The sequence below is a fragment of the Sulfitobacter sp. D7 genome, assembly GCF_003611275.1.
Classification (GTDB): Bacteria; Pseudomonadota; Alphaproteobacteria; order Rhodobacterales; family Rhodobacteraceae; genus Sulfitobacter; species Sulfitobacter profundi.
This window is the reverse complement of sequence record NZ_CP020694.1, coordinates 2,502,250-2,523,970: the sequence shown is the minus strand read 5'-3', so window position 1 is coordinate 2,523,970 and position 21,721 is coordinate 2,502,250. Positions and strand designations below refer to the sequence as shown.

24 protein-coding genes are annotated in these 21,721 nt (G+C 61.8%); 8 read left to right on the top strand and 16 right to left on the bottom strand.

The features are described 5' to 3' along the window. Positions 1–11: 11 nt before the first annotated feature. The 13 genes from B5M07_RS12175 to secG form a co-directional block, all read right to left on the bottom strand. On the bottom strand, positions 12–1,373 hold the full coding sequence (locus tag B5M07_RS12175) for a glutamine synthetase family protein (protein ID WP_120351507.1): 1,362 nt from the start codon (positions 1,371–1,373) through the stop codon (positions 12–14). After that, entirely contained in the window at positions 1,373–2,062 is a 690-nt protein-coding gene (locus B5M07_RS12170; RefSeq protein ID WP_120351506.1) for a type 1 glutamine amidotransferase, read from the bottom strand. The genes B5M07_RS12175 and B5M07_RS12170 overlap by 1 nt, the downstream gene beginning before the upstream one ends. 10 nt (positions 2,063–2,072) lie before the next feature. Continuing rightward, complete coding sequence (locus B5M07_RS12165) at positions 2,073–3,407, bottom strand: glutamine synthetase family protein (RefSeq protein ID WP_120351505.1); 1,335 nt, start codon at positions 3,405–3,407, stop codon at positions 2,073–2,075. A gap of 101 nt (positions 3,408–3,508) precedes the next feature. Continuing rightward, positions 3,509–4,315, bottom strand: coding sequence for an ABC transporter permease (locus B5M07_RS12160; RefSeq protein WP_120351504.1), 807 nt, complete (start codon positions 4,313–4,315; stop codon positions 3,509–3,511). Then, positions 4,312–5,196, bottom strand: a complete 885-nt coding sequence (locus B5M07_RS12155) for an ABC transporter permease (protein ID WP_067627062.1) — start codon at positions 5,194–5,196, stop codon at positions 4,312–4,314. Before B5M07_RS12155 ends, B5M07_RS12160 begins: the two co-directional genes overlap by 4 nt. Positions 5,197–5,276: 80 nt before the next feature. Continuing rightward, complete coding sequence (locus tag B5M07_RS12150; RefSeq protein WP_120351503.1) at positions 5,277–6,014, bottom strand: transporter substrate-binding domain-containing protein; 738 nt, start codon at positions 6,012–6,014, stop codon at positions 5,277–5,279. A 24-nt stretch (positions 6,015–6,038) separates the two neighbouring features. Further along, positions 6,039–6,815, bottom strand: a complete 777-nt coding sequence (locus B5M07_RS12145; RefSeq protein ID WP_120351502.1) for an ABC transporter ATP-binding protein — start codon at positions 6,813–6,815, stop codon at positions 6,039–6,041. A 111-nt stretch (positions 6,816–6,926) separates the two neighbouring features. After that, positions 6,927–7,367 (bottom strand): TerB family tellurite resistance protein, encoded by a 441-nt coding sequence (locus tag B5M07_RS12140; RefSeq protein ID WP_067938626.1) that lies wholly within the window; start codon positions 7,365–7,367, stop codon positions 6,927–6,929. Between the two features lie 36 nt (positions 7,368–7,403). Continuing rightward, on the bottom strand, positions 7,404–7,841 hold the full coding sequence (locus tag B5M07_RS12135) for a TerB family tellurite resistance protein (RefSeq protein ID WP_120351501.1): 438 nt from the start codon (positions 7,839–7,841) through the stop codon (positions 7,404–7,406). Between the two features lie 85 nt (positions 7,842–7,926). Continuing rightward, positions 7,927–8,220, bottom strand: a complete 294-nt coding sequence (locus tag B5M07_RS12130; RefSeq protein ID WP_067627071.1) for a DUF1330 domain-containing protein — start codon at positions 8,218–8,220, stop codon at positions 7,927–7,929. Positions 8,221–8,223: 3 nt separating this feature from the next. After that, complete coding sequence (locus B5M07_RS12125) at positions 8,224–9,015, bottom strand: 23S rRNA (adenine(2030)-N(6))-methyltransferase RlmJ (protein WP_120351500.1); 792 nt, start codon at positions 9,013–9,015, stop codon at positions 8,224–8,226. A gap of 217 nt (positions 9,016–9,232) precedes the next feature. Further along, positions 9,233–10,876 (bottom strand): CTP synthase, encoded by a 1,644-nt coding sequence (locus tag B5M07_RS12120; RefSeq protein ID WP_067627074.1) that lies wholly within the window; start codon positions 10,874–10,876, stop codon positions 9,233–9,235. A gap of 179 nt (positions 10,877–11,055) precedes the next feature. Continuing rightward, complete coding sequence (gene secG / locus B5M07_RS12115; RefSeq protein ID WP_067627076.1) at positions 11,056–11,421, bottom strand: preprotein translocase subunit SecG; 366 nt, start codon at positions 11,419–11,421, stop codon at positions 11,056–11,058. A 353-nt stretch (positions 11,422–11,774) separates the two neighbouring features. On the opposite strand from secG, the gene nthA reads away from it, so the two are divergent. From nthA to B5M07_RS12090, 5 genes are all read left to right on the top strand, one after another. Then, entirely contained in the window at positions 11,775–12,392 is a 618-nt protein-coding gene (nthA, locus tag B5M07_RS12110; protein ID WP_120352251.1) for a nitrile hydratase subunit alpha, read from the top strand. Beyond that, complete coding sequence (nthB, locus tag B5M07_RS12105) at positions 12,389–13,063, top strand: nitrile hydratase subunit beta (protein ID WP_067938633.1); 675 nt, start codon at positions 12,389–12,391, stop codon at positions 13,061–13,063. Before nthA ends, nthB begins: the two co-directional genes overlap by 4 nt. Beyond that, positions 13,060–13,386 carry a nitrile hydratase accessory protein gene (locus B5M07_RS12100; protein WP_120351499.1) on the top strand — a complete coding sequence of 109 codons (327 nt, stop codon included), beginning with the start codon at positions 13,060–13,062 and terminating at the stop codon, positions 13,384–13,386. Before nthB ends, B5M07_RS12100 begins: the two co-directional genes overlap by 4 nt. A gap of 90 nt (positions 13,387–13,476) precedes the next feature. Next, complete coding sequence (locus B5M07_RS12095) at positions 13,477–14,772, top strand: adenylosuccinate synthase (RefSeq protein WP_120351498.1); 1,296 nt, start codon at positions 13,477–13,479, stop codon at positions 14,770–14,772. Between the two features lie 4 nt (positions 14,773–14,776). Continuing rightward, a complete protein-coding gene (locus B5M07_RS12090; RefSeq protein WP_007119326.1) occupies positions 14,777–15,004 on the top strand; it encodes a DUF2842 domain-containing protein in 228 nt (75 codons plus the stop codon). 59 nt (positions 15,005–15,063) lie between these two features. Here B5M07_RS12090 and B5M07_RS12085 read toward each other — a convergent pair whose 3' ends face one another. Next, complete coding sequence (locus B5M07_RS12085) at positions 15,064–17,265, bottom strand: hypothetical protein (protein ID WP_254693923.1); 2,202 nt, start codon at positions 17,263–17,265, stop codon at positions 15,064–15,066. Positions 17,266–17,318: 53 nt separating this feature from the next. Between B5M07_RS12085 and B5M07_RS12080 the strand changes: the two genes are divergently transcribed. Beyond that, positions 17,319–18,014, top strand: coding sequence for a thiamine diphosphokinase (locus B5M07_RS12080; RefSeq protein WP_205570862.1), 696 nt, complete (start codon positions 17,319–17,321; stop codon positions 18,012–18,014). Here the strand turns inward: B5M07_RS12080 and B5M07_RS12075 are convergent. Together B5M07_RS12075 and B5M07_RS12070 are read right to left on the bottom strand one after the other, a co-directional pair. Beyond that, positions 17,950–18,876, bottom strand: a complete 927-nt coding sequence (locus tag B5M07_RS12075) for a DMT family transporter (RefSeq protein WP_120351497.1) — start codon at positions 18,874–18,876, stop codon at positions 17,950–17,952. The two genes, B5M07_RS12080 and B5M07_RS12075, sit on opposite strands and share 65 nt — an antisense overlap. Before the next feature lie 365 nt (positions 18,877–19,241). After that, the gene (locus B5M07_RS12070) at positions 19,242–20,648 is read right to left on the bottom strand and encodes a diguanylate cyclase (RefSeq protein WP_120351496.1); all 1,407 of its coding nucleotides are present in this window, start codon (positions 20,646–20,648) and stop codon (positions 19,242–19,244) included. A gap of 97 nt (positions 20,649–20,745) precedes the next feature. Here B5M07_RS12070 and B5M07_RS12065 point away from each other — a divergent pair, with 97 nt between their 5' ends. Beyond that, a complete protein-coding gene (locus B5M07_RS12065) occupies positions 20,746–21,030 on the top strand; it encodes a DUF3572 domain-containing protein (RefSeq protein ID WP_120351495.1) in 285 nt (94 codons plus the stop codon). Then, positions 21,021–21,716 carry an HAD family hydrolase gene (locus tag B5M07_RS12060; RefSeq protein WP_120351494.1) on the top strand — a complete coding sequence of 232 codons (696 nt, stop codon included), beginning with the start codon at positions 21,021–21,023 and terminating at the stop codon, positions 21,714–21,716. Before B5M07_RS12065 ends, B5M07_RS12060 begins: the two co-directional genes overlap by 10 nt. Positions 21,717–21,721 lie beyond the last annotated feature (5 nt).

Below are 21,721 nucleotides of genomic sequence, written 5' to 3'. Positions count from 1 at the left end.
GCCTCCGGGCGTTAGACGTTCATCAGCAGATGTTCACGTTCCCAGGGCGAGATGACCTGAAGGAACTCTTCGTATTCGGCCCGCTTGACGATGGAGTAAACGCGGGCGAAATCGGGCCCCAAAGCCTCATGCAGCTCCGTGGCTTCTTCAAACAGATCAAGCGCTTGGCCCAGAACTTGGGGGATGTCCCCTTCGCCGACATAGGCGTCGCCCTTGAATTCGGGCAGCGGGTCTTTTTGCTGGATCAATCCCAGATAGCCGCAGGCGAGGCTGGCGGCGATGCCGAGGTAGGGGTTGCAATCCATCCCCGCAAGGCGGTTCTCAACCCGGCGCGATTTTGGCCCCGAGAGCGGCACGCGGATGCCTGTGGTCCGGTTGTCGCGGCCCCACTCAAGGTTGATCGGCGCGGCGTGATCCTTGACGTAGCGGCGGTAGGAGTTGACGTAGGGCGCGATCACGGCCAGCGCCGAGGGCATGTGGTTTTGCAGCCCGGCGATGAAGTGCTTGAAGGGCGCAGTCTCTTCCCCATCCGCATCGACAAAGATGTTTTCGCCGGTTTTCACGTCCAGCACCGAGTGGTGGATGTGCATCGCGCTGCCCGGCTCATCGGCGATGGGTTTGGCCATGAAGGTGGCATAGCACTCGTGCCGCATCGCCGCTTCTCGGATCAGCCGTTTGAAGTAGAAGACCTCATCGGCCAGACGCACCGGATCGCCGTGCTGCAGGTTGATCTCAAGCTGGCCAGCACCGCCTTCTTGGGTGATGCCGTCAATCTCAAAACCCTGTGCCTCGGCAAAGTCATAGATGTCGTCGATGACGGGGCCGAACTCATCCACGGCGGTCATCGAATAGGCCTGCCGCGCCGCTGCGGGGCGGCCCGAGCGGCCCATCATCGGCTGAATTTCCTTGGCCGGGTCGATGTTGCGGGCCACAAGGAAAAATTCCATCTCAGGGGCCACCACAGGCTCCCATCCCTTGTCGCGGTACAGTTGCACCACCCGTTTAAGCACATTGCGCGGCGAATAGGGCACTGGCTCATTGTTGCGGTCGAAAGCGTCGTGGATCACCTGAAGTGTCCAGTCGCCGGTCCATGGGGCGGCGGTGGCCGTGTCCATATCCGGGCGCAGGATCATGTCTTTTTCAATGAACCCATCGTCGCCTGCCGCTTCGCCCCATTCACCGGTGATGGTCTGGTAAAAGATGCTGTCGGGCAGGTGAAAGTAATCCTGCCGCGCGAATTTCGACGCCGGGACAGCCTTGCCGCGGGCGATGCCGGGCAGGTCGGGGATGATACATTCCACTTCGTCCAGACGCCGGCCCTCAAGATAGGCGCGCGCCGCTTCGGGTAGTGCTTCTGTCCAATCCTCGGCCATCAGGCCCTCTCTTTCCTGTTGTCTTTGAAGAATGCGGCCATTTGGTCCGCGATTTTTTGGTTATCAATGGGGCCACCAAGCGCGGCGGTCGCCTGTTCAAGCTGGTGGTCCGGCACCACGCCTTTGCCACGGGTTTTGATCAAGCCGTCGATGAAATCATGACCGAACTCGGGGTGAGGCTGAACCGTCCAGATGCGGTTGTCATAGGCCAGCGCCGCATAGGGGCAGAAATCAGATGAGGCGACGACCTTGGCACCTTCGGGCAGTTCGACAACCTGATCCTGATGCCATGCGTTGAGGGCCAGCTTGTCTCCGTCCATGTCGTATTCAGTGCGGCCGATCGACCAGCCGCCGGTGAACTTTTCGACCTTGCCGCCAAGCGCTTGGGCGATGACCTGATGGCCAAAACAGACGCCAATCATCGGGCGGCCATCGGCATAGGTTTCGCGGATGAAGTCTTCCAGCGGCGGGATCCAGTCGTGATCCTCGTAAGCGCCGTGTTTGGACCCGGTGATGAGCCAGCCATCGGCTTCATCCACCCCTTCGGGCAAGATCCCATCGACGACCGACCAGATTTGAAAGTCAAAGTCATGACCGTCCAGCAGCTTGGTGAACATTTCGCCATAGTCGCCCAGCTGTTCGCGGAAGTCGTCGGGAGAATGGCCGGTTTGAAGAATGCCGATTTTCATGTGTCACCTGTTACACAGTGTCGAGATAGATCTCGACCTGTTCCTCTGGGGTCAATTCCTGCATGTAATGCAATTCTTGGCGTTTCGTCAGCACGAAGTTGCGGACCATCTCGGGGGCAAAGATCCGTGCGACATGGGGGCAGCTTTCAAACAAGTCGATAGCGGTTTTCCAATCGCTGGGCATGCGCGGCAGATCGGCGGCATAGGCGTTGCCGGTGATCGGGGCAGGCGGCTCTGCTCCATCTTCGATCCCGTTAAGCGCCGCGCCCAGAACGGCGGCCAGCATCAGATAGGGGTTCACGTCGCCGCCAGAGACCCGATGTTCGATCCGCCGCGCCTTGTGGCTGCCCGAAGGGATGCGGATCGCGGCGGTGCGGTTTTCATAGGCCCAGCATACCCCGGTGGGCGCATGGGATTCCGGCACCATCCGGTCAAAGCTGTTGGCGTGCGGACAGAACACCAGCGCCGAGCCCCGCATCGCGTTCATGCAGCCCGCCACGGCGTGGCGCAGCGTGGCGGTCCCCTTGGGCCCGCCATCGTCAAAGATGTTGTCGCCATTTTCATCCAGCACCGAAAAATGCGTGTGCAGGCCAGAGCCGGAGTAATCCTCATAGGGTTTCGCCATAAAGCTTGCGGCAAAGCCGTGCCGCCGCGCCAGCCCTTTGACCAGCATCTTGAACAGCCATGCGTCGTCGGCGGCGCGCAGCGCATCGTCGCAATGCATCAAGTTGATTTCGAACTGGCCCAGACCCGCCTCGGAAATGGCGGTATCGGCGGGGATGTCCATCTCTTCGCAGGCGTCATAGAGATCGGTGAAGAACAGATCGAACTGGTCGAGCGCGCGGATCGACATGGTCTCGGCCGCCTTGCGTCGTTTGCCCGAGCGGGGCGAGATCGGCACCTGAAGGTTGCGGCCCGAATCGTCGATCAGGAAGAATTCCAGTTCCACCGCGCAGACGGGCGTGAGGCCGCGCGCTTTGTAGCGGTCAAGCACGGCACGCAGCGCGTGGCGCGGATCGCCGGGGTAGGGGCGGCCATCTTCGCGGAACATCCAAATCGGCAGCAGGGCCGAGGGCGCGTCGAGCCATGGCATCGGCATGAAGCCCCGCTCGGTCGGTTTCAGCACGCCGTCCGCATCGCCGCTCTCAAACACCAGCGGGCTGTCGTCGATATCCTCGCCCCAGATGTCGAGGTTCAGCACCGAGACCGGAAAGCGGGTGCCTTCGGTGGTTACCTTATCGGCAAAACGCGACGGAATGCGCTTGCCGCGGGCTTGGCCATTGAGGTCGGCGGCGGCCACACGAATGGTGCGGACCTGAGGGTTTTTGCGAAGCCAGTTGTTCATACGTCACCTGCAAAGGCGGTGGGCATGTCACAGAGCGGTTCACCCGGGGGGCAAAAGCAGTTGGCGCCCACGCGCCGCGTAATTTGATCAAATAATGGATACTACCGGATCAAATTAGGACGCAAGCGAATTTTACGGCGTTGGGCCTGTGGCAGGTGCCGGTTTAGGCGGGAATTGATCAAACCGAAGACGCCAATGATGCAGAGCGTCAGAAGGATGAAATAACCGGCAAGAATGGGATAGGGCACGAAGGGATTGAAGGTTTTGTCGGCAAAATAGCTGGCGTAATAGAGCGCATCTCCGCGCTGTTGCCAGGCCGGGAAACCGCTGAAAAACACCAGTGTCGTGGCGTGAAACAGAAAAATCGCCTCGTTCGTATAGGCGGGCCAGGCAAGGCGCAGCGAGGTGGGCCAGATCACCCGGCGAAAGCGCGACCAGCCCGACAGACCATAGGCATCTGCGGCCTCGACATCGCCCTTGGGGATGGACTGCAGCGCGCCGTAAAAAATTTCGCCCGAATATGCGGCAGTGTTGAGAAAGAGCACGATCAGCGCCCCCAACCATGCCGCGGTGAAGGGAGCGAAAAAGGCGTATTCGGACTTTAGCGACAGAAACAGGAAGTAGCCAAAGAAGAATTGGATGAAGAGCGGCGAGCCACGGAAGATGAAGATGAACCATTCCGCCGGTTTGCGGAACCAAGGGTTCGGACTGGCCTTTCCAACGCCAAGCGCCGTGGCAAAGAAGAACCCTGTCAGCAGGGCGATGACGCCGAAGTAGATGTTCCACAGCATCCCTGAGCCGATCAGCGTGAACTGTTCGCAGAGCGTGAAACCCTCGCGCGGCAGCAGGCGTTCACCATAGCCAAGAGAGCGCAGACCGTAGTCCTGAATCGTTTGCAGACAGCTCATGCGCCGGCCCTCCGCTGGGCTTCGCCGCCGGTGGTGGCTTGGCCGCGTGTCAGTCGTTTCATCAGGCGGTCCAACGAAATCTCGGAAATCCGGGTAAAGAGCAGGTAGAATACCAGCAGCCCGAGGAAGTACCACATGCGCCAATCGGGGTGCGGATAGTCGGTGAAGCGTGGCGTCTTGGTGCCGCCCAGTTCGCGCGCCCAATAGACGATATCCTCGACGCCCAGGAGAAACAGCAGCGGCGTGGCCTTGATCAGCACCATCCACAGGTTGCTGAGACCGGGCAGGGCATAGACCCACATCTGCGGCACCAGTACCCGCCAGAAGGTCTGGCGGTGGTTCATGCCGTAAGCCTCGGCGGTTTCAAGCTGCGCCCGGGGCACGGCGCGCATGGCACCGAACAGGACGTTGGCCGCAAAAGCGCCGAAGACGATGGCAAAGGTAAAGACCGCAAGGCCGAAACCATAGGTCTCATGCACCCATTGCGCGGCATTGCCCAAAGGCATTTTGGCGGCCTGACAGACCACGAAATCACTGCCTTGGCGGACCGGCATGTCCCAATCGGAACAGAGCGCCTTGTGACGCAGGTATTCGATGCCCTGATCCAAGGCGATGACGAAAAACAGAAAGAAGGCGATATCCGGCACACCGCGCACCAGTGCGATATAGCCTTTGCCGACCCAACTCAGCGGCGCGAAACGCGCACGCGCCATCATGGCCCCGCCAAAGCCGAAGGCCAGCGCCACAGGCGCGGTCACGGCAAGCAGCATCAAGACCTTGAGGAAGGACATGTAGAACGACATATGAACGCCGGTTGTCAGGTAACAGGCGGTCCAGAACCAGTCGTTCAGGATCGATGGGTCAGAGCAGAAAGAAAACATGGGCCCCCATGGGCTAATCCGCGCGAGGGTGCCGCGCAGGGAAGGTCAGGCGCGCCGCGAGGGGCGCGCCTGAGGTTGGATCACTCGTAGGTATTGGTGTCTTCGCCGAACCACTTTTTAAGCATCTCGTTCAGCGAGCCGTCTTCTTTCATCTCGGTGATGACAGCGTCGAATGTGTCACGCAGTTCGGTGTCGGACTGGCGCAGACCCATGCCGATGCCATCGCCAAGCGGGACATCGTCGCCCACGAACATCAGCTCACCGCCGGATTCCTCGACGATCGGAACGAGGTAATCTTTGTCAGCGAATACCGCGTCGGCTTCGCCGTTGCGCACGGCCGCGACGGTTTCTTCGGGGGTCGCGAATTCGATCAGCGTGGCACCGCTTTCGGCAACGTGACCAGCTTGGATGGTCGCTGTCTGACCTGCAACAACACCGCCTTCGATGTCCGCATCCTCAGAGGCCGCAACATAAGCGGAAGCGGTCGGCGGATAGTAGTTCTGCGTGAAGGAGATGACTTCCTTCCGCTCGTCGGTGATGCTCATCCCGGCCATGATGTTGTCGTAGTTGCCCGACACGAGGTTGGGGATGATGCTGTCCCAGTCGTTTTTGACCCATTCGCAGGTCAGCTCGGCGCGTTTGCACAGCTCGTCGCCCAGCTCACGCTCGAAACCGTCGACTTCGCCGGCGTCGTTGATGAAGTTGTAGGGGGGGTAGGCGCCCTCGGTGCCCATGCGGATGGTTTTGCCATGAGCTTCGGCCATCGCGAAACCAGCAGTCATGCTGAGCGCGGCGCTTGCCAGTAGAATCTTTTTCATTTGGTAACTCCCTTTGGTTTTTGTTTACGCAGGCTGGGTTGCCGAAAGGAACCCACGCAGACGTTCCGATTTGGGCGCGCCGAAGACTTCTTCCGGCGTCCCTTGTTCTTCGATCAGACCTTTGTGCAAAAAGACGACATGATCGCTGACGTCAGCCGCCAGTTTCATATCGTGGGTCACGATCACCATCGTGCGCCCCTCTGCGGCCAGATCCTTGATAACTTTGACGACTTCCTGCTCCAGCTCGGGGTCGAGCGCGCTGGTCGGCTCATCAAACAGCAGCGCCTCGGGCTCCATGCAGAGTGCACGGGCAATGGCGGCGCGCTGTTGCTGGCCGCCGGACAGTTGGGCGGGGTAGACATCGCATTTGTCACCGATCCCGACCTTTTCAAGATAGCCGCGCGCGGCGCGCTCTACCTCTGCCCGGTCGCGGCCCAGCACGGTCAGCGGCGCTTCCATGACGTTTTGCAGGATCGACATATGCGCCCAGAGGTTGAACTGCTGGAAGACCATCGACAGGTTGGTGCGGATGCGCAGCACCTGTTTGGCATCCGCCGGGCAGCGGTGGTGGCCGTTGCCTTTCCACCGCACCGGTTCGCCTTTGAAAATCACCTCGCCCTGTTGGCTGTCTTCCAACAGGTTGCAGCAGCGCAGCAAGGTCGATTTACCAGAGCCTGAAGAGCCGATCAGCGAGATCACATGGCCACGCGGGGCGGTCAGATCGACCCCTTTGAGAACCTCCAGCGAGCCATAGGCTTTGTGAAGGTTCTTGATCTGGAGAACCGGGGTATCTGTCGTCACGGAAACTGTCGCCAATCTGTCATTTCAGTGCGCTATAAAGCGACGAATCGACGGAAATTGCAACGCAGAGTTTGGCCCGCGTTGCATCGCAGTACCGGTGCTGACGCTAGGTCAGCTTTCCTTGGCGACACGCTGGCGCGCCATGGCGCTGTCGGTATCGGTGACGCCCAATAGGTTCGACACCAACCGCAGCAGCGCGTCTTCTTCGTCAGAGCGGCTGCCATCGGCCAAAACCACCTGCCAAAGCGCTTCGATCACCTCCAGCCGACGCTCATAGGGCACCGCGTCTTTGATCGCGCGGGTAAAGCGCACGGTGTCGGGGGCTTGCGCCTCAAGCGCCTCGGCTTCTTCGCGCAGGGCGGTGGCGTCAGCCTCATTCAGCCCGTAGCGTTCAGCCGCGATCCGGTCGATCAAGCGCCGTTCGCTCATCGCGTAGTCATTGTCGGACCTGGCGATGCGGACCAAGAGCGCGGTCAGCGCGAGGCGGGCATCGTTGTCGGCCAATGGGTCGGGTTCGGGCTGGGTCAGCCGTTTGAGAAAGTCACCAAACATAAGTGCGTTATCATCCTGCTGCGGGGAAAGGGAATGTCAGAGCGTATTTAGAGCGTTGGCGCGGGCTGCGGCCATATCCTCATCCGATAGGCCAAGCGCGGTTTCGATGGCGACAAGCTGGATTTCCTCGTCATCATTGCGCGCCCCGTCCGAGAGGGCCACCTGCCACATCGCCTCGCCCAGTGCTTTGCGGTCGGCATAGTCGACCTCTTCGCGCAGGATGCGGGTGAACTCAGGCGTGCCGGGGGCGTCACGTTCCAGCGCCTCGCACGTGGCGCGCAGCTTGGCGGCCTCGATCGGTTTCAATCCAAAGGTCCGCGCCAGAATCTGGTCGATCTGGCCGATCTCGGAGGCGCGGTAGGTACGATCCGCAAAGGCCACACGGACCAAAAGCGCGCCCAGTGCCAGTTGGGCATTGGGCTGCGGCAAAGGTTTCGGCTGTGCCTTACGGCGGGGGAACAGTCGGTTCAGCATGGGGCTCACTTATCGCAGGAAACAGGGTCGCCATAGAGGAAACTGCGCGTGGGGCGCGCTGGTTCCTGCAATGGTCCGCATGGATTTAGCTGTCATAGCCTTCTACGATCACCAAAGACCCATCGGCCACGTTCAGGCGGATGTCTTTGGCACGCTGGTAGCCGGGGCTTTCGTAGCAGGCGACCGCGTCGGCATAACTGTCGAATTCCAAGACAACAGTGCGGGCGCGCATCTGGCCTTCGCGGACTTGTTGGGTGCCGCCGCGCACGAGGAAACGCGCGCCGTAATCCGCGAATGGTTTGGCATTGGCGGCGCGGTATTTATCATAAATCGCGGTGTCGTGGATATCCATGGTGGCGATCCAATAGCCCTTTGGCATCTGTTATCTCTCCTGTTGGGTCAAAGTGGCGAAACGGGCGGTGAGGTTCTGCGCCTCAGTTGCCAGCCCGTAGGGGGGATTGATCACGAACATGCCCGAGCCGACCATGCCATGACCGGGGCGCGCTGGCGGGAAGCGCACTTCGTGGCGCAGCGCATCGGGGTGGTTGGCGGTGAGCGTGTCGAGCATGGGTACATGTGCGCGGTTGGTCAGGATCGGATACCACAGGGCTATGATCCCGACGTTCCACGCGCGGCTAAGCTTGGCGATCTGGCGCGGGATGGTCTCGTAATCTGTCTTGATCTCATAGGAGGGATCAATCAGCAGCATCCCCCGGCGCGGCGTAGGCGGAGTGAGGGCAAAGGCCATCTTGAACCCATCGCTGAGGTGGCATTTCGCCGGGTAGGGCGACATTGCCAGATCAAGGGCGCTGTGCTCTTGGGGGTGCAACTCGGCCAGATGGATGCGGTCATCGGGGCGCAGCAGTTTCGCAGCCAGCAGAGGAGAGCCGGGATAGGCGCGGGGGCCGTGGGTCTCGCGCAACGCTTGCAAGACTTGGGAATAGGGGTGATCGGGGGCGAACCAATGGGCCACCTTGTCGATGCCCTGCCGCGCCTCGCCGGTCTTTTCGGCCGCCGCGTCCGACAGGTCATAGAGCGCCCGGCCTGCGTGGGTTTCCAGATAGGTGAGCGGTTTGTCCTTGCGGGTGAGATACGACAGCATCCACGCCAAAAGTGCGTGTTTCTGCACGTCTGCAAGGTTTCCGGCGTGGTAGATGTGTTGATAGCTCAGCATGGCCTAGCTGTAGCGGAGTGGTTGGCGGGTGCAACGCGAAAGAGCGGAGAGGGCCATAGCCTACCCGTCGCACCGCAGGTGCGGCGAATGAATGATGGCACGCCTGCGGCGTGGCGGGCGGGCAGGCGATGGCCCGGCGCCTGCGGCTTGATTCCGGGCCTGTTGATGGCTGCCAGACAGAAAAAAGGCCCGGCGTTTAACGCTCGGGCCTTCGATCTTATACCAACCGCGACACATCCTTCGCGGCGCGCACGAAATCCTTGAAAAGGGGATGCGGATCAAACGGCTTTGACTTCAGCTCAGGGTGGAACTGCACGCCGATGAACCACGGGTGATCCGACCATTCCACGATCTCTGGCAGCTTGCCATCCGGCGACATGCCCGAGAATTTCAGCCCAGCCTTCTCAAGCTGTTCCTTATAGGCGATGTCGACCTCATAACGGTGACGGTGACGTTCATCGATCGTAGTGGTGCCATAGGCTTCGGCCACGCGCGAGCCTTCGGCCAGCGTCGCGTCATAGGCGCCCAAACGCATGGTGCCGCCTTTGTCGTCATCGACCTTCCGCGCCACCTTGTGGTTGCCCTGCACCCATTCTTTCAGGTGGTAAACCACCGGCTCGAAACGCTTTTTGCCTGCCTCATGGTCAAACTCTTCTGACCCCGCAGATTTCAGTCCGGCCACGTTTCGCGCGGCTTCGATCACCGCCATCTGCATGCCAAGGCAGATACCGAGGTAGGGGACCTTGTGCTCGCGGGCATATTGCGCGGCCTTGATCTTGCCTTCGGTGCCACGCTCGCCAAAGCCGCCGGGGACGAGGATCGCGTGGAAACCTTCAAGATGCGGCGCGGGGTCTTCACTGTCGAAAATCTCGGCGTCGACCCATTCCACGTTAACCTTGACCCGGTTGGCCATGCCGCCATGGGTCAGCGCCTCGGCGATGGATTTATAGGCGTCTTCAAGCTGGGTGTATTTGCCGACAATGGCGACTTTGACTTCGCCTTCGGGGTTGTAGATGCGGTCGGCCACGTCTTCCCAACGGCGCAGGTTCGGCTTGGGGGCAGGGGTGATCTGGAAGGCATCCAGAACCGCCTGATCCAGCCCCTCGCGGTGGTAGGCCAAGGGCGCTTCGTAGATCGATTTAAGGTCTTGCGCAGCGATCACCGAATCCGGGCGCACGTTGCAAAAGAGCGCCAGCTTCTCGCGTTCTTTCGCGGGGATCGGCCCCTCGGAACGGCAGACCAGAATGTCGGGCGCGATGCCGATGGAGCGCAGCTCTTTGACCGAGTGCTGCGTCGGCTTGGTCTTCAATTCGCCGCTGGCTTTGACGTAGGGCAGCAGCGTGAGGTGCATGAAAATACACTGCCCGCGCGGCTTGTCTTGGCTGAACTGGCGGATCGCTTCAAAGAAGGGCAGACCTTCGATATCGCCCACGGTGCCGCCGATTTCGCAGAGCATGAAATCGACCTCATCATCGCCGATATCGATGAAGTCTTTGATTTCATTGGTGACGTGGGGGATAACCTGAATGGTCTTTCCCAGATAGTCGCCGCGGCGTTCTTTCTCCAGCACGGTGGAATAGACCCGGCCCGAACTGATGCTGTCGGTCTTGCGCGCGGCCACGCCGGTGAAGCGCTCATAGTGCCCAAGATCAAGATCGGTTTCCGCGCCATCATCGGTGACGAAGACTTCGCCATGCTCAAATGGCGACATCGTGCCGGGGTCGACGTTCAGGTAGGGGTCCAGCTTGCGCAGACGAACCGAAAAACCGCGTGCCTGAAGCAAGGCGCCCAAGGCCGCCGAGGCCAGACCCTTGCCCAGCGACGAGACCACACCGCCTGTGATGAAGATATAGCGTGCCATGTGATCGGAGACCCCCGTGAAATCAAAGTTTGTTGCAGGCAAAAACCAGCCAAACGCGCTGCGGAAAACCGCAGCACCACGGGATTTAAGCCTTACAGGATTCGTGCGTGTGAGGCAAGGCCTGCCGCAACATGCAGTTGCGGAACAAGGCCGTGCCTCAAGGTTTTGTGTTCGTTAGCTTAATCGGCCGCAGGGACCAGCGGTGAGTTGCCATCCGCGGAAGGCGGCAGCAGATCGTCGCCCGCAGGCAGGGCAGGGCTGCCATCTTGGTTCTGGGCGGGCGGTGTCGCGCTCAGCCGGTCGATGACCGACGAGCCTGCGGATTTTTCCGCCGCGATGATGGTCAGCGTGATCGAGGTGGCGATGAAACCAGCGGCAAGGATCCATGTCACCTTACCCAGTGCCGTCGCGGCAGAGCGGCCCGAAACGGCACCGCCGCCGCCACCACCCATGCCAAGGCCACCGCCCTCAGACCGTTGCAGCAGTACCACGGCGATCAGGCCGAGGGCCAGAATCAGGTGAATGATCAGAACGACATTTTCCATGGGTACGACAGCTTTCGGTTTTGGTTGGCGGGTATCTATTCGTCTTTGCCCATGGGGGCAAGGGTGGATTGCCGCCGAGCAGCGATCGGACTGGGGTGAAAAGCGGGGAGGGGGCACCAGACGGATGAAAGGCACGAGCAAAGACCGCCGCATGGGGGCGACGGTCTTTTGAAGCAGTACTCAACCACAATATGTAAGAGGGTTATCCTGGAATTAAGGTGGTGCAGACTCGCTTCGTAGGAATACTATAGCATGAAATGCGGGCAAATTCGCCCATTTTCTTTGCAGAGAAATGAAGGAATTGGCCTTGATCGGCGATGGACAGCCGATCCCCTCTGGGGCAGTCTGCCGCCATGCCTCATGATCATCCAGACCACGACCACCCCCATGCCCTGCTGCCGCCCGAGCCTGCGCTCAGGGTCAAGGCGCTGGAAACGCTGTTGACGGCCAAGGGGCTGATTGACCCCGCCGCATTGGATGAGATCATCGACACCTATGAGAACCGCATCGGCCCGCGCAACGGGGCCGAGGTCGTCGCCCGCGCGTGGAGCGATCCTGATTTTCGCGCGGCGCTGCTCAAGGATGCGACCGCCGTGGTGGCCGAGATGGGTTTCTTCGGGCGGCAAGGCGAGCATATGGTCGCGGTCGAGAATACGGATGAGGTGCATAACATCGTCGTCTGCACGCTGTGCTCCTGCTACCCTTGGCCGCTTCTGGGCATTCCGCCGGGTTGGTATAAATCCGACGCCTACCGCGCCCGCGTGGTGCGCGAACCGCGCAAGGTGCTGGCGGAATTCGGGGTGGACCTGCCCGCAGACACCGCCGTACGGGTCTGGGATTCAACAGCCGAGGTGCGCTATCTGGTGATCCCGCAGCGCCCGGCGGGAAGCGAGGGCTTGGATGTCGCGGCGCTGGCCGACCTTGTCACCCGCGACAGTATGATCGGCACCGGATTGGCCAAAGCGCCATGACCCGCGTGCATGATATGGGCGGGCGTTTCGGCGATGGCCCGGTCACGCCCGAGGCCGAAGACGTGATCTTTCACGCCGAGTGGCACCGCCGCGCGCTGGCGCTGACCTTGGCCACCGGCACCTTAGGCAAATGGAACATCGACGTGTCGCGCCATGCCCGCGAATGTCTCGCCCCCACTGATTACATGCGGTTCAGCTATTACGAAAAGTGGCTCGCCGGGGTGGCTGATATGTTGGTCGCCCGCGGGGTGGTCAGCCGTGAGGAACTGGCAGGCAAGGCCGATCCTGCGCCCAGCCCGCTGGCGGAAAAGGCGATGAAAGCGCCGCAGGTGGCTGGGGTGCTGGCCCGTGGCGGCCCGGCGGATCGCCCTTCGGACATCGCAGCGATCTTTGCGCCCGGCGATGCGGTCGTCACCCGCAAGCAGCCTGAAAACACAATTGTTCCGGGCGGCCACACCCGGCTGCCCGCCTATGCCGCGGGCGCGAAGGGCCGGGTGCTGCGGCTGCATGGCACGCATGTCTTGCCCGACAGCAACGCCCATGATCTGGGCGAAGCCCCTGAGCCGCTTTATGCCGTAGCCTTTCCGGCCTCTGAGCTTTGGGCGCATCCCGAACACCCCCGCGATGAGGTCGTGCTCGACCTGTGGCAAAGCTATCTGGAGGCCCCATGAGCGCCCCGGAACCCGTCTTTGAGGCGCCATGGCACGCGCATCTCTTCGCGCTGACGGTGCATCTGAACGAGAGTGGTCTTTTCGATTGGCCCTTTTGGGCCGACCGCTTTGGCGCGACTTTGGCACGGCATGGGCTGAGGCGAGAGTTGAACGGCGGAGAGGACTACTTCAACGCTTGGCTGGAAACCCTCGAAACCCTGCTGATCGACGCAGGCCATGCCCGCCCCGGTGATCTGCGCAGCCTGCGCGACGGGTGGGAGGCCGCCTATCTCAGCACGCCACATGGCGATCCGGTGCGTTTGAGCGCGGCAGGAAACGTCTAAACCCCCTCGCTGGCGCTCAGCGCGTTTTTCGAGTTTCACACGCCTGCCACTGTCGCTATACGGGCGCGGGACATCGCAAAGGAATATATCATGGCCAATGTCGTCGTTGTCGGCGCCCAATGGGGTGACGAGGGAAAAGGCAAGATCGTTGACTGGCTCAGCGAACGTGCCGATGTGATCGCACGCTTTCAAGGCGGGCATAACGCGGGCCACACTCTGGTCATCGACGGCAAGGTTTACAAGCTGCATGCGCTGCCTTCGGGCGTGGTGCGCGGCGGTAAGCTGTCGGTCATCGGCAATGGCGTGGTGCTGGACCCGTGGCACCTGCTGAAAGAGATCGAGACGATCGAAGGTCAGGGCGTCGAGATTAGCCCCGAGAACCTGATGATCGCGGAAAACACGCCGCTGATCCTGCCGTTCCACGGCGAATTGGACCGCGCCCGCGAAGAAGCGGCCAGCAAGGGCACCAAGATCGGCACCACCGGTCGTGGCATCGGCCCCTGTTACGAAGACAAAGTTGGCCGCCGCGCCATCCGCGTTGCCGATCTGGCCGACCCCGCGACCTTGGAAGCCCGCGTCGATCGTGCCCTGCAGCATCACGATCCGCTGCGCAAAGGTTTGGGCGTTGAGGCCATCGACCGCGACGCGCTGATCGCGCAACTGCAAGAGATTGCGCCGAAAATCCTGCCCTTCGCCGCGCCGGTTTGGAAAGTGTTGGCCGAGAAGCGCAAGGCTGGCAAACGCATCCTGTTCGAAGGGGCGCAGGGCGCTCTGCTGGACATCGACTTCGGCACCTATCCTTTTGTCACGTCTTCCAATGTGATTGCAGGGCAGGCGGCGACTGGCGTGGGCCTTGGCCCCACCGCCATCGATTATGTGCTGGGCATCGTCAAAGCCTATACCACACGCGTCGGTGAAGGCCCGTTCCCGACCGAATTGGAAGACGCCGACGGCCAGCGTTTGGGTGAGCGGGGCCATGAATTTGGCACCACCACCGGGCGCAAGCGCCGCTGCGGTTGGTTTGACGCGGCCCTGCTGCGCCAGACCTGTGCCACCTCTGGCATAACCGGCATATGCCTGACCAAGCTCGACGTGCTCGACGGGTTTGAGACGCTGAAGGTCTGCGTGGGCTATGAGCTGGATGGCGAACGACTCGACTATCTGCCGACCGCTGCCGAACAGCAGGCGCGCTGCGTGCCAATCTATGAAGAACTGCCGGGCTGGTCCGAATCGACCGAAGGCGCGCGCAGCTGGGCCGACCTGCCTGCCAATGCGATCAAATATGTGCGCCGGGTCGAAGAATTGATTCAATGCCCGGTCGCGCTGGTCTCAACCTCGCCAGAGCGGGAGGACACCATTCTGGTGACCGACCCTTTCGCGGACTGATCTGATGGCGCTGAGCTATAAGGCACGCCGCCGTTGGGCGCTGGTCATCCTACTGATCGGACTGCCGAGCTATATTGCCGTGGCGGTCTGGACGGTGGCCCAGTTCGACCGCCCGCCGGTGCTGCTTGAGCTTGGCATCTATGTCGCCCTTGGCATCGTCTGGGCGCTTCCGTTCAAATTTGTCTTTAAGGGCATCGGACAGGCAGACCCGGATGCGGGCGACGATCAGTAACAGCTAATAAAAAAGCGCCCCTCGGGGCGCTTTTTCGTATCCGCACTTTTGTCGGGGGTTTAACCCACGGCGCGGTGATCGGGGCGGTAGCCAATCTCATCGGAGACGGTGAACCGCCCGCCTTTGATTTTCTCGATCTTGCCTGCGCGCAGCAGTTGACCGAAGGAGCGCAGCCCGTCTTCGCGGGTGAAGTCCGGCAGCCCGATCGAGCGGACCTTGCCCATCAACTGCGGGCGAGAGAACTGGTCGCGCCCCTCGACAAAGGACATGTAAGACGCCGCCGCCTCAAGCAGTTCGGGCAGCTTGGTAGCGCCCATGTCGGCGGCGAAATCGGCAAAGCTTTCGGCATCGGGGTTGGTTTTGACCGGCTCGACCACGGCCGCCACACGGCGCGGACGCACGGGGCCAGCGCTGCGCAGCTTGTCGACGTCGATGCGCTGCTCGGCTACCAGTTTCAGCGGAGCAGAACGGGCGTCGGCCTTTGGCCGCTCGGTCCGGGCCGAACGGCTCACGGGGCGGCGCGGACGGACCACATCGGCCAAGTCTTCACGGTAGGCGTCATCCGAGGTCGCGGTGGTGGCGCGGCCACCCATCGCCTCATCGGCTTTCTTCGCGGCGACGGCGGCGCGAAGATGGGCAAAGGCATCGCGGCGCGTGGTGCTTTCGGCCTCGTCCATCTTGCTGTCGGTTTCCGCCATCAGACGCGACATGTCGGGGCCGGTCTCATCGTCGATGGTGGGCAGGCTGTGACGGGCCGCTTGCGCAGGCTCGGCTTGCTCTTCGATCTGTTCCGCTGCGGCTTCAACCTCTGCTGGTTCCTGCTCTGCGGCTTTAACCTCTTCGGGCTCTTCGCCTGCGGGTTCGTCTTCAACAGGCGCGGCTTCCGGCTCGGTCATCTCGACCGCGGGGGCGGGCGTTTCCTCGGCCTCTGCCGGGGTGGACGCGCCAAGTTCGGCCTCCAACGCGGCCAATTCGCGGGCCAGTTCGTCTTCATCCTCGGGCGACAGCGAAGAGCTGCGCGCTTTCTCGGCTTGCGCGGCGGGTGCCTCTTGCGGTGCCGGGTCAGAGACTTCTTCCAGATCGCCCCGGGCCACGGCGGCTTCGAGATCTGCGCGTTTGACCTTGATCACGCGCCCTTTGCGGGGCAGGTCGGCGGCGTCGATCTCCGGTGCGGCTTCGGCTTTAGGTTCCTCTTCGTCCTCTGCGTCGAACAGGCTCTCATCCGTCTCGGCGACTTCTGCTTCGTCTTCTTCTTCGGCCTCAAGACGGTTGAGGATGTCAGCGAGATCGTCGTCGTCCTCTTCCGCTTCGTCTTGCGCCATCTCTGTGGCTTCATCGGCGTCCAGCGCATCTTCGATGTCGCGACGTGCGGCGTCGATGGCGGCTTGGCTCTCTTCGGATTCGACCTGCGTTTCGGCGGTGGCACGGGCCACTTGGGGCGCGGCTGCTTCTTCCTCGTCGTAGCTTGCGGCCTCATCCTCGTCCTGCTGGGCGACCACGGCGCGGATGCGCTGCAGTTTGGCGGCGATGCTGTCGGCGGGGGCGGCGCTTGCGGCGGGCGTCTCTTCGACGCTGGCGGCCTGCGCTTCATCCTCGTAGTGGGACTGCGGCTGCGGGCTGGCGGCAAAGAACGCCTCGGCGTCGCTGGTGTCTTCTTCCTCTGCTTCGGCTGCCGGTGCAGGCTCGGCGGCAGGGGCGGGCTCCGCCTTTTCGACGGCTTCAGCGATCTGAGGTTCGGCTGCTGCTGGGGCTTCCACGGCGGCGGTGTCGGCGATCTCAGCCTTAAGGGGGGCTGGCGCTTCTTCTTGGACGGGCGCAGGCTCTGCCGCGGCGGGTGCTTGCGGCGCTGCGGTTTCGGCCTGAGCCGGAGCGGCTGCGGCAGGTGCTGCTGCCGGGGGCGCTTGGGCCGGAGCCTCGGCGCTTTGGTTCTCCAGCGCGCTCAGCACGATCTTGCCTTCCTGCTCACGGGCTTGCACCCGGCGGGAGACTTCGCGCTGCGCGATCCGGGTGAGCATCTCAGCATCCGGTTGTGGCGGCTCGGCACCGAAGTAACGGTCATCCGAGGCCAGATCGCGGAAATACTCGGCAATGGCCTTCATGGTGCCGAAGGAATCGTCGAAGCCTTCCAGCGTACACGAAAAAGTGCCATAGGAGACCGTCAAGATTTTGTTGCTGTTCATCATCGGATGCTCGTCCTCTGCGGTGTTGCAGGTATCGTTTACCACGATGTCCAAGACCAAAGCGGCTCGAATCTGTGCCATTCAACGTATGATTTCAAGGCAAGATTAAGGCAGATTTCCGAAAGGGGCACTAATTGACCACTTCAGACCAAATCGTGCGGGACCACAAACCAGTCACGCTGCTCGGCGGCGGAGAGGTCTTTGAGGGAGACATCGGCGCGGCACTGGCGCTGGCACCCACCTGCGTTGCGGCCGACAGTGGCGCCGCGCTGGCTCTGGCGGCAGGGGTGGAATTGGCGGCGGTCATCGGCGATTTCGATTCCGCCCCGGCAGAGGTGTTGGCACGGATCCCATCAGAGCGGTGTCACCGGGTCGCCGAGCAAGAGAGCACGGATTTCGACAAGGCGCTGACCCGGATCGACGCGCCGCTGGTGCTGGGGGTTGGTTTTACCGGGGCGCGGCTGGACCATCAGCTTGCGGCCTTTAATACGCTCGCCACCTATCCGGATCGGCCCTGCATCTTGTTGGGCGCGCATGAGATCGTGCTGCTCGCGCAGCCGCGCATCACCCTACCGACGGAGGCGGGGGATGTGGTCTCTCTCATGCCATTGGCGCCGGTGACGGGGCGCAGTCGTAGATTGGAATGGCCGATTGACGGGCTGGATTTTGCGCCTGGTGGCCGAGTTGGCACGTCGAACCGCGCTTTGGGGCCCGTCGCGCTTGAGATGGACGGCCCCGATATGCTGCTGATCCTGCCGCGTCGTCTTATGGCGCCACTGGCGGCACAACTGCTGCGGCCAGATCACGCGCAGTGGCCCGCTCGCGCATGATCACGTAGAGACCCGCGCTGACGCTGATCAGAATGCCCAAACCTGCGAGTGGATTGGGCAGGTCGGAGAAGATGAGCAAACCAAGCAGCGTGGCGAAGGGGATTTCAAGGTATTGCATCGGCGCCAATGTGGCCGATGGGGCAAAGCGCAAGGACCATGTCATCAGCAGATGCGCGATCGTACCGAGAACCCCGATGCCGAGCAGCAGGGTCCAGTCGAAGGCATCGGGTTGTATGATCTGCAAAGGCGCGAACTCCGTGATGGCGCCGAGCGCCAGCAACGGCAGGATCATCACGACAGCCATCACCCCGCTCACGGCCTGCAGGCTGATCGGGTCCGTCTCCTTGGCGACCTGGCGGGTGACCAGCATGAAGAATGAAAAGACGACCGCCACGACGATCGGCAGCAGTGCGGGCCAGCCGACGTCCACGAAACTCGGCTGCACGATGAGAAGCGTACCGAGAAACCCAACGATGCTCGCGCCCAAACGTCTTGGGCCGACCTCTTCCTTTAAGATGAGTTTGCCGAGCAGCAACATGAAAAAAGGCATGACGAAAGCAATGGCAACGGCATCGGCGAGGGGCAGGTATTTCAACGCGGTGAACATGGCGGCAATGCCCGCCATATGCAGCAGGGTGCGCAGAAGGGTCAGCCGAAACACCCGCCCGCGCATGTGCCAGACGCGGCCAGAGTACCACACGATTGGAAACAGGATCAGCGCCTGAAGGGCGAAGCGGAGCAGCACCACCTGTCCCAAGGGGACCGAAGCGCCCAGTAGCTTGGCCACCGCATCGCCCACGGGCGCTACGATGCAGAAGCCCATCATCAGGGCTATTCCGATAAGGGGCCGATCCTGTTGCATTGCGTTACGCTAAGGAAGGTTTGTGCTTAATGCAATCTTTGGTTGAGGCTGGCTCATTTGTATCGCGTCCTTTTCGCAGAGGCAGAGGCAGAGGCAGAGGCAGAGGCAGAGGCAGAGGCAGAGGCAGAGGCAGAGGCAGGATGCGGGTGGAAAGGCTGACAAAAGGACTGGCATCGAAGGGGACGTTGATTGCGATTGCCTGCTTACGAAGACCCGGCGGTGGACAGTGGACTATGCAAACCTAGTACCCCCAAAAGGACTTTCGTCTTGTCCTAAACGCAACCAGCGCCGCGAATGCGACTGACACTTGCCCGACAGAAGGGCGTCCGGCGCCTGTGGTCCCGGTTTCGTTCCGGGCCTCAGGTTCAAGCCGCGGGGCGGCTCAGGTTCACCCGGTTTCGACCGTGGGTTTTCGCAGCGTAGAGGGCCTGATCCGCCTGAGCCATCAACGCTTCCGAGGATAGCGGGCGGCCCTCTTCCTCCATCGGGCCGACGGAGAGACCGATGCTGATGGTCACATGTATCGGTAGGGGAGTGCCGGGAACGACGAAGCCGCGATTGCCGATATCGGCACAGATCGCCGCCGCCGTTTTTTCGGCATCCGCAAGGTTGGTCCCCGGCATGACGATAAGGAATTCCTCCCCGCCAATCCGCGCGACAAGGTCCATGCCGCGCAGATTGTTGCGCAGCCGTTCCGCCGTTTGCACCAGCACCGAATCCCCCGCGGCATGGCCATAGCGGTCATTGATGCCTTTGAAATGATCCAGATCGGCGACCATCACCGAAAAAGGGCGGGCGGTTTCAAGTGCATGTTCCGCGATGTGATCCAGATGGGGCAGGGCATAGCGGCGATTGTGCAGCCCCGTCAGAGGGTCGAAAACGGCAGCCTTCAGTCCTGTGCGTACCGTATCGCGAAGTTGGTCCGTCATCCGTTTGCGCCGCAAGATCGCATGAAGACGCAGGGCCATTTCCGCGGGGTTGAAGCCTTCGGTCATCAGATCGTCTGCCCCCAGATCTAGGGCAGTGGCAGCAAGCGCCGCATCCGGGGCCAGTTGCACCACCAGCAGCCCGGTATGGCGGGTTTGCGCATTGGCGCGTAGGGTCGAGATTAGGCGCAGAGCCGCCGTGGCAGGCACGGGATCTTGAGGCAGGACCAATACAAAGGCGTCTGGCGGCCCGTTTGCGGCGGCGGCGCGAATGGCCTCCTCCGGGTTGGCGAGGGTGAGGCGCGCGCGCAGTTGGGGGCGGAGGTGTTTGGCCCAATTCACGCTCATCGCGCTGTCGGAATGGATGATCACACAGTGGCTGCGGGCTGTGAATTCCGCCGTAAATTGAGCCGCGGGTTCCGCCAACCCAAGCGCGCGTGACGTGTCATCGCGCATCTCCCATTCGTCAGCCGCATTGCGGGCACGGATGAGACTGCGCGCCCGGCCTAGCAATAGCGTGCAATCAAGCGGTTTGAGCAACACGTCGTTTGCCCCCGCTTCGAGCGCGGCAAACCTATCCACCGCCTGATCGCCGTTGCCGATGGCCAGCACCGGAAGCTGCGCGCTATCGCCAGAGGCTTTGAGCGCGCGGCATAGGTCCGCCGCCCCGCCACCCGGCAGGGTCAGGGCGCAGATCACCAGATCCGGCGGGTTGGCCCGCACGCAGGTCAAAGCCTCTTCCATATTCTCTGCCTGCACGACGTGATAGTATGCCGCACAGAGCTTGACCTTGAGGGCGATCCGATTGGTTGCAATCGCATCTGCAATAAGGATGGTCCCTTGCACGACAGCTCCTTCACCGTACAAATCAGTTTGATGAGACTGTCTTTGCCCCTTAATGGTTAACAAAGGGTTTCCAACCTTCAGCAAAAGACGGTTTTCAATGTCCTATACCCAAGATTCCGCCGAAACTTTGGCACTTCAGGCGCTGGGCTGGCTCGCGGCGAATGATGATCTATTGCCGGTGTTTCTGGGCAGTACGGGCGCGTCCGAAGCGGACCTAACGAAACAGGCCAGCGACCCTATTTTTCTGGGCGCTGTGCTGGATTTTCTGATGATGGACGACGCCTGGGTCATCGGGTTTTGCGACCATCTGGCGATACCCTATGAACGGATCATGCAAGCCCGCGCGGCGCTGCCCGGTGGGGAGCAGGTGCATTGGACTTAAGAAACGTTAAGGGTCTGCTCTTTGACAAGGACGGCACCCTTTTTGACTTTGCCGCGACTTGGGAACCTTGGGCCGAAGCCTTCTTGCTGCGGGTCTGTGATGGGGAGCGTGAAATGGCCGCGCGGGTCGGCGCAGACATTGGCTTTGACCTTGCCACCCGCCGCTTTGCCCCAGACAGTATCGCCATCGCTGGCACACCGCAGCAGGTGGTCGATGCCTTGGCCCCGCATTTCCCTGAACGGCCGCCTTCGGACCTTCTAGAATTAATCAATGCCGAGGCGGCCCGTGCGCCGCAGCGCGAGGCGGTGCCGCTCAGACCGTTTTTGCAGGGACTGCGCGACCGGGGGCTGCGCCTCGGCGTGGCGACCAATGATGCGGAACACCCCGCGCGCGCGCACCTGCTGGCGGCGGGGGTGGTTGATATGTTCGACTTTATCGCAGGGTTCGACAGTGGGCATGGGGGCAAGCCATCTCCGGGGCAGTTGCACGCCTTTGCGACGCATGTGGGCCTGCCGGCCTCCTCCATCGCGATGGTCGGCGACAGCATTCATGATCTAGCAGCCGCGCGCGTGGCGGGCATGGGGCGGATCGCGGTGTTGACCGGACCGGCCACAGCGGAAGATCTCGCCCCGCACGCCGATCTGGTCTTGCCGGATATCGGCCATTTGCCGGGGCGGTTGATTTAAGGCCG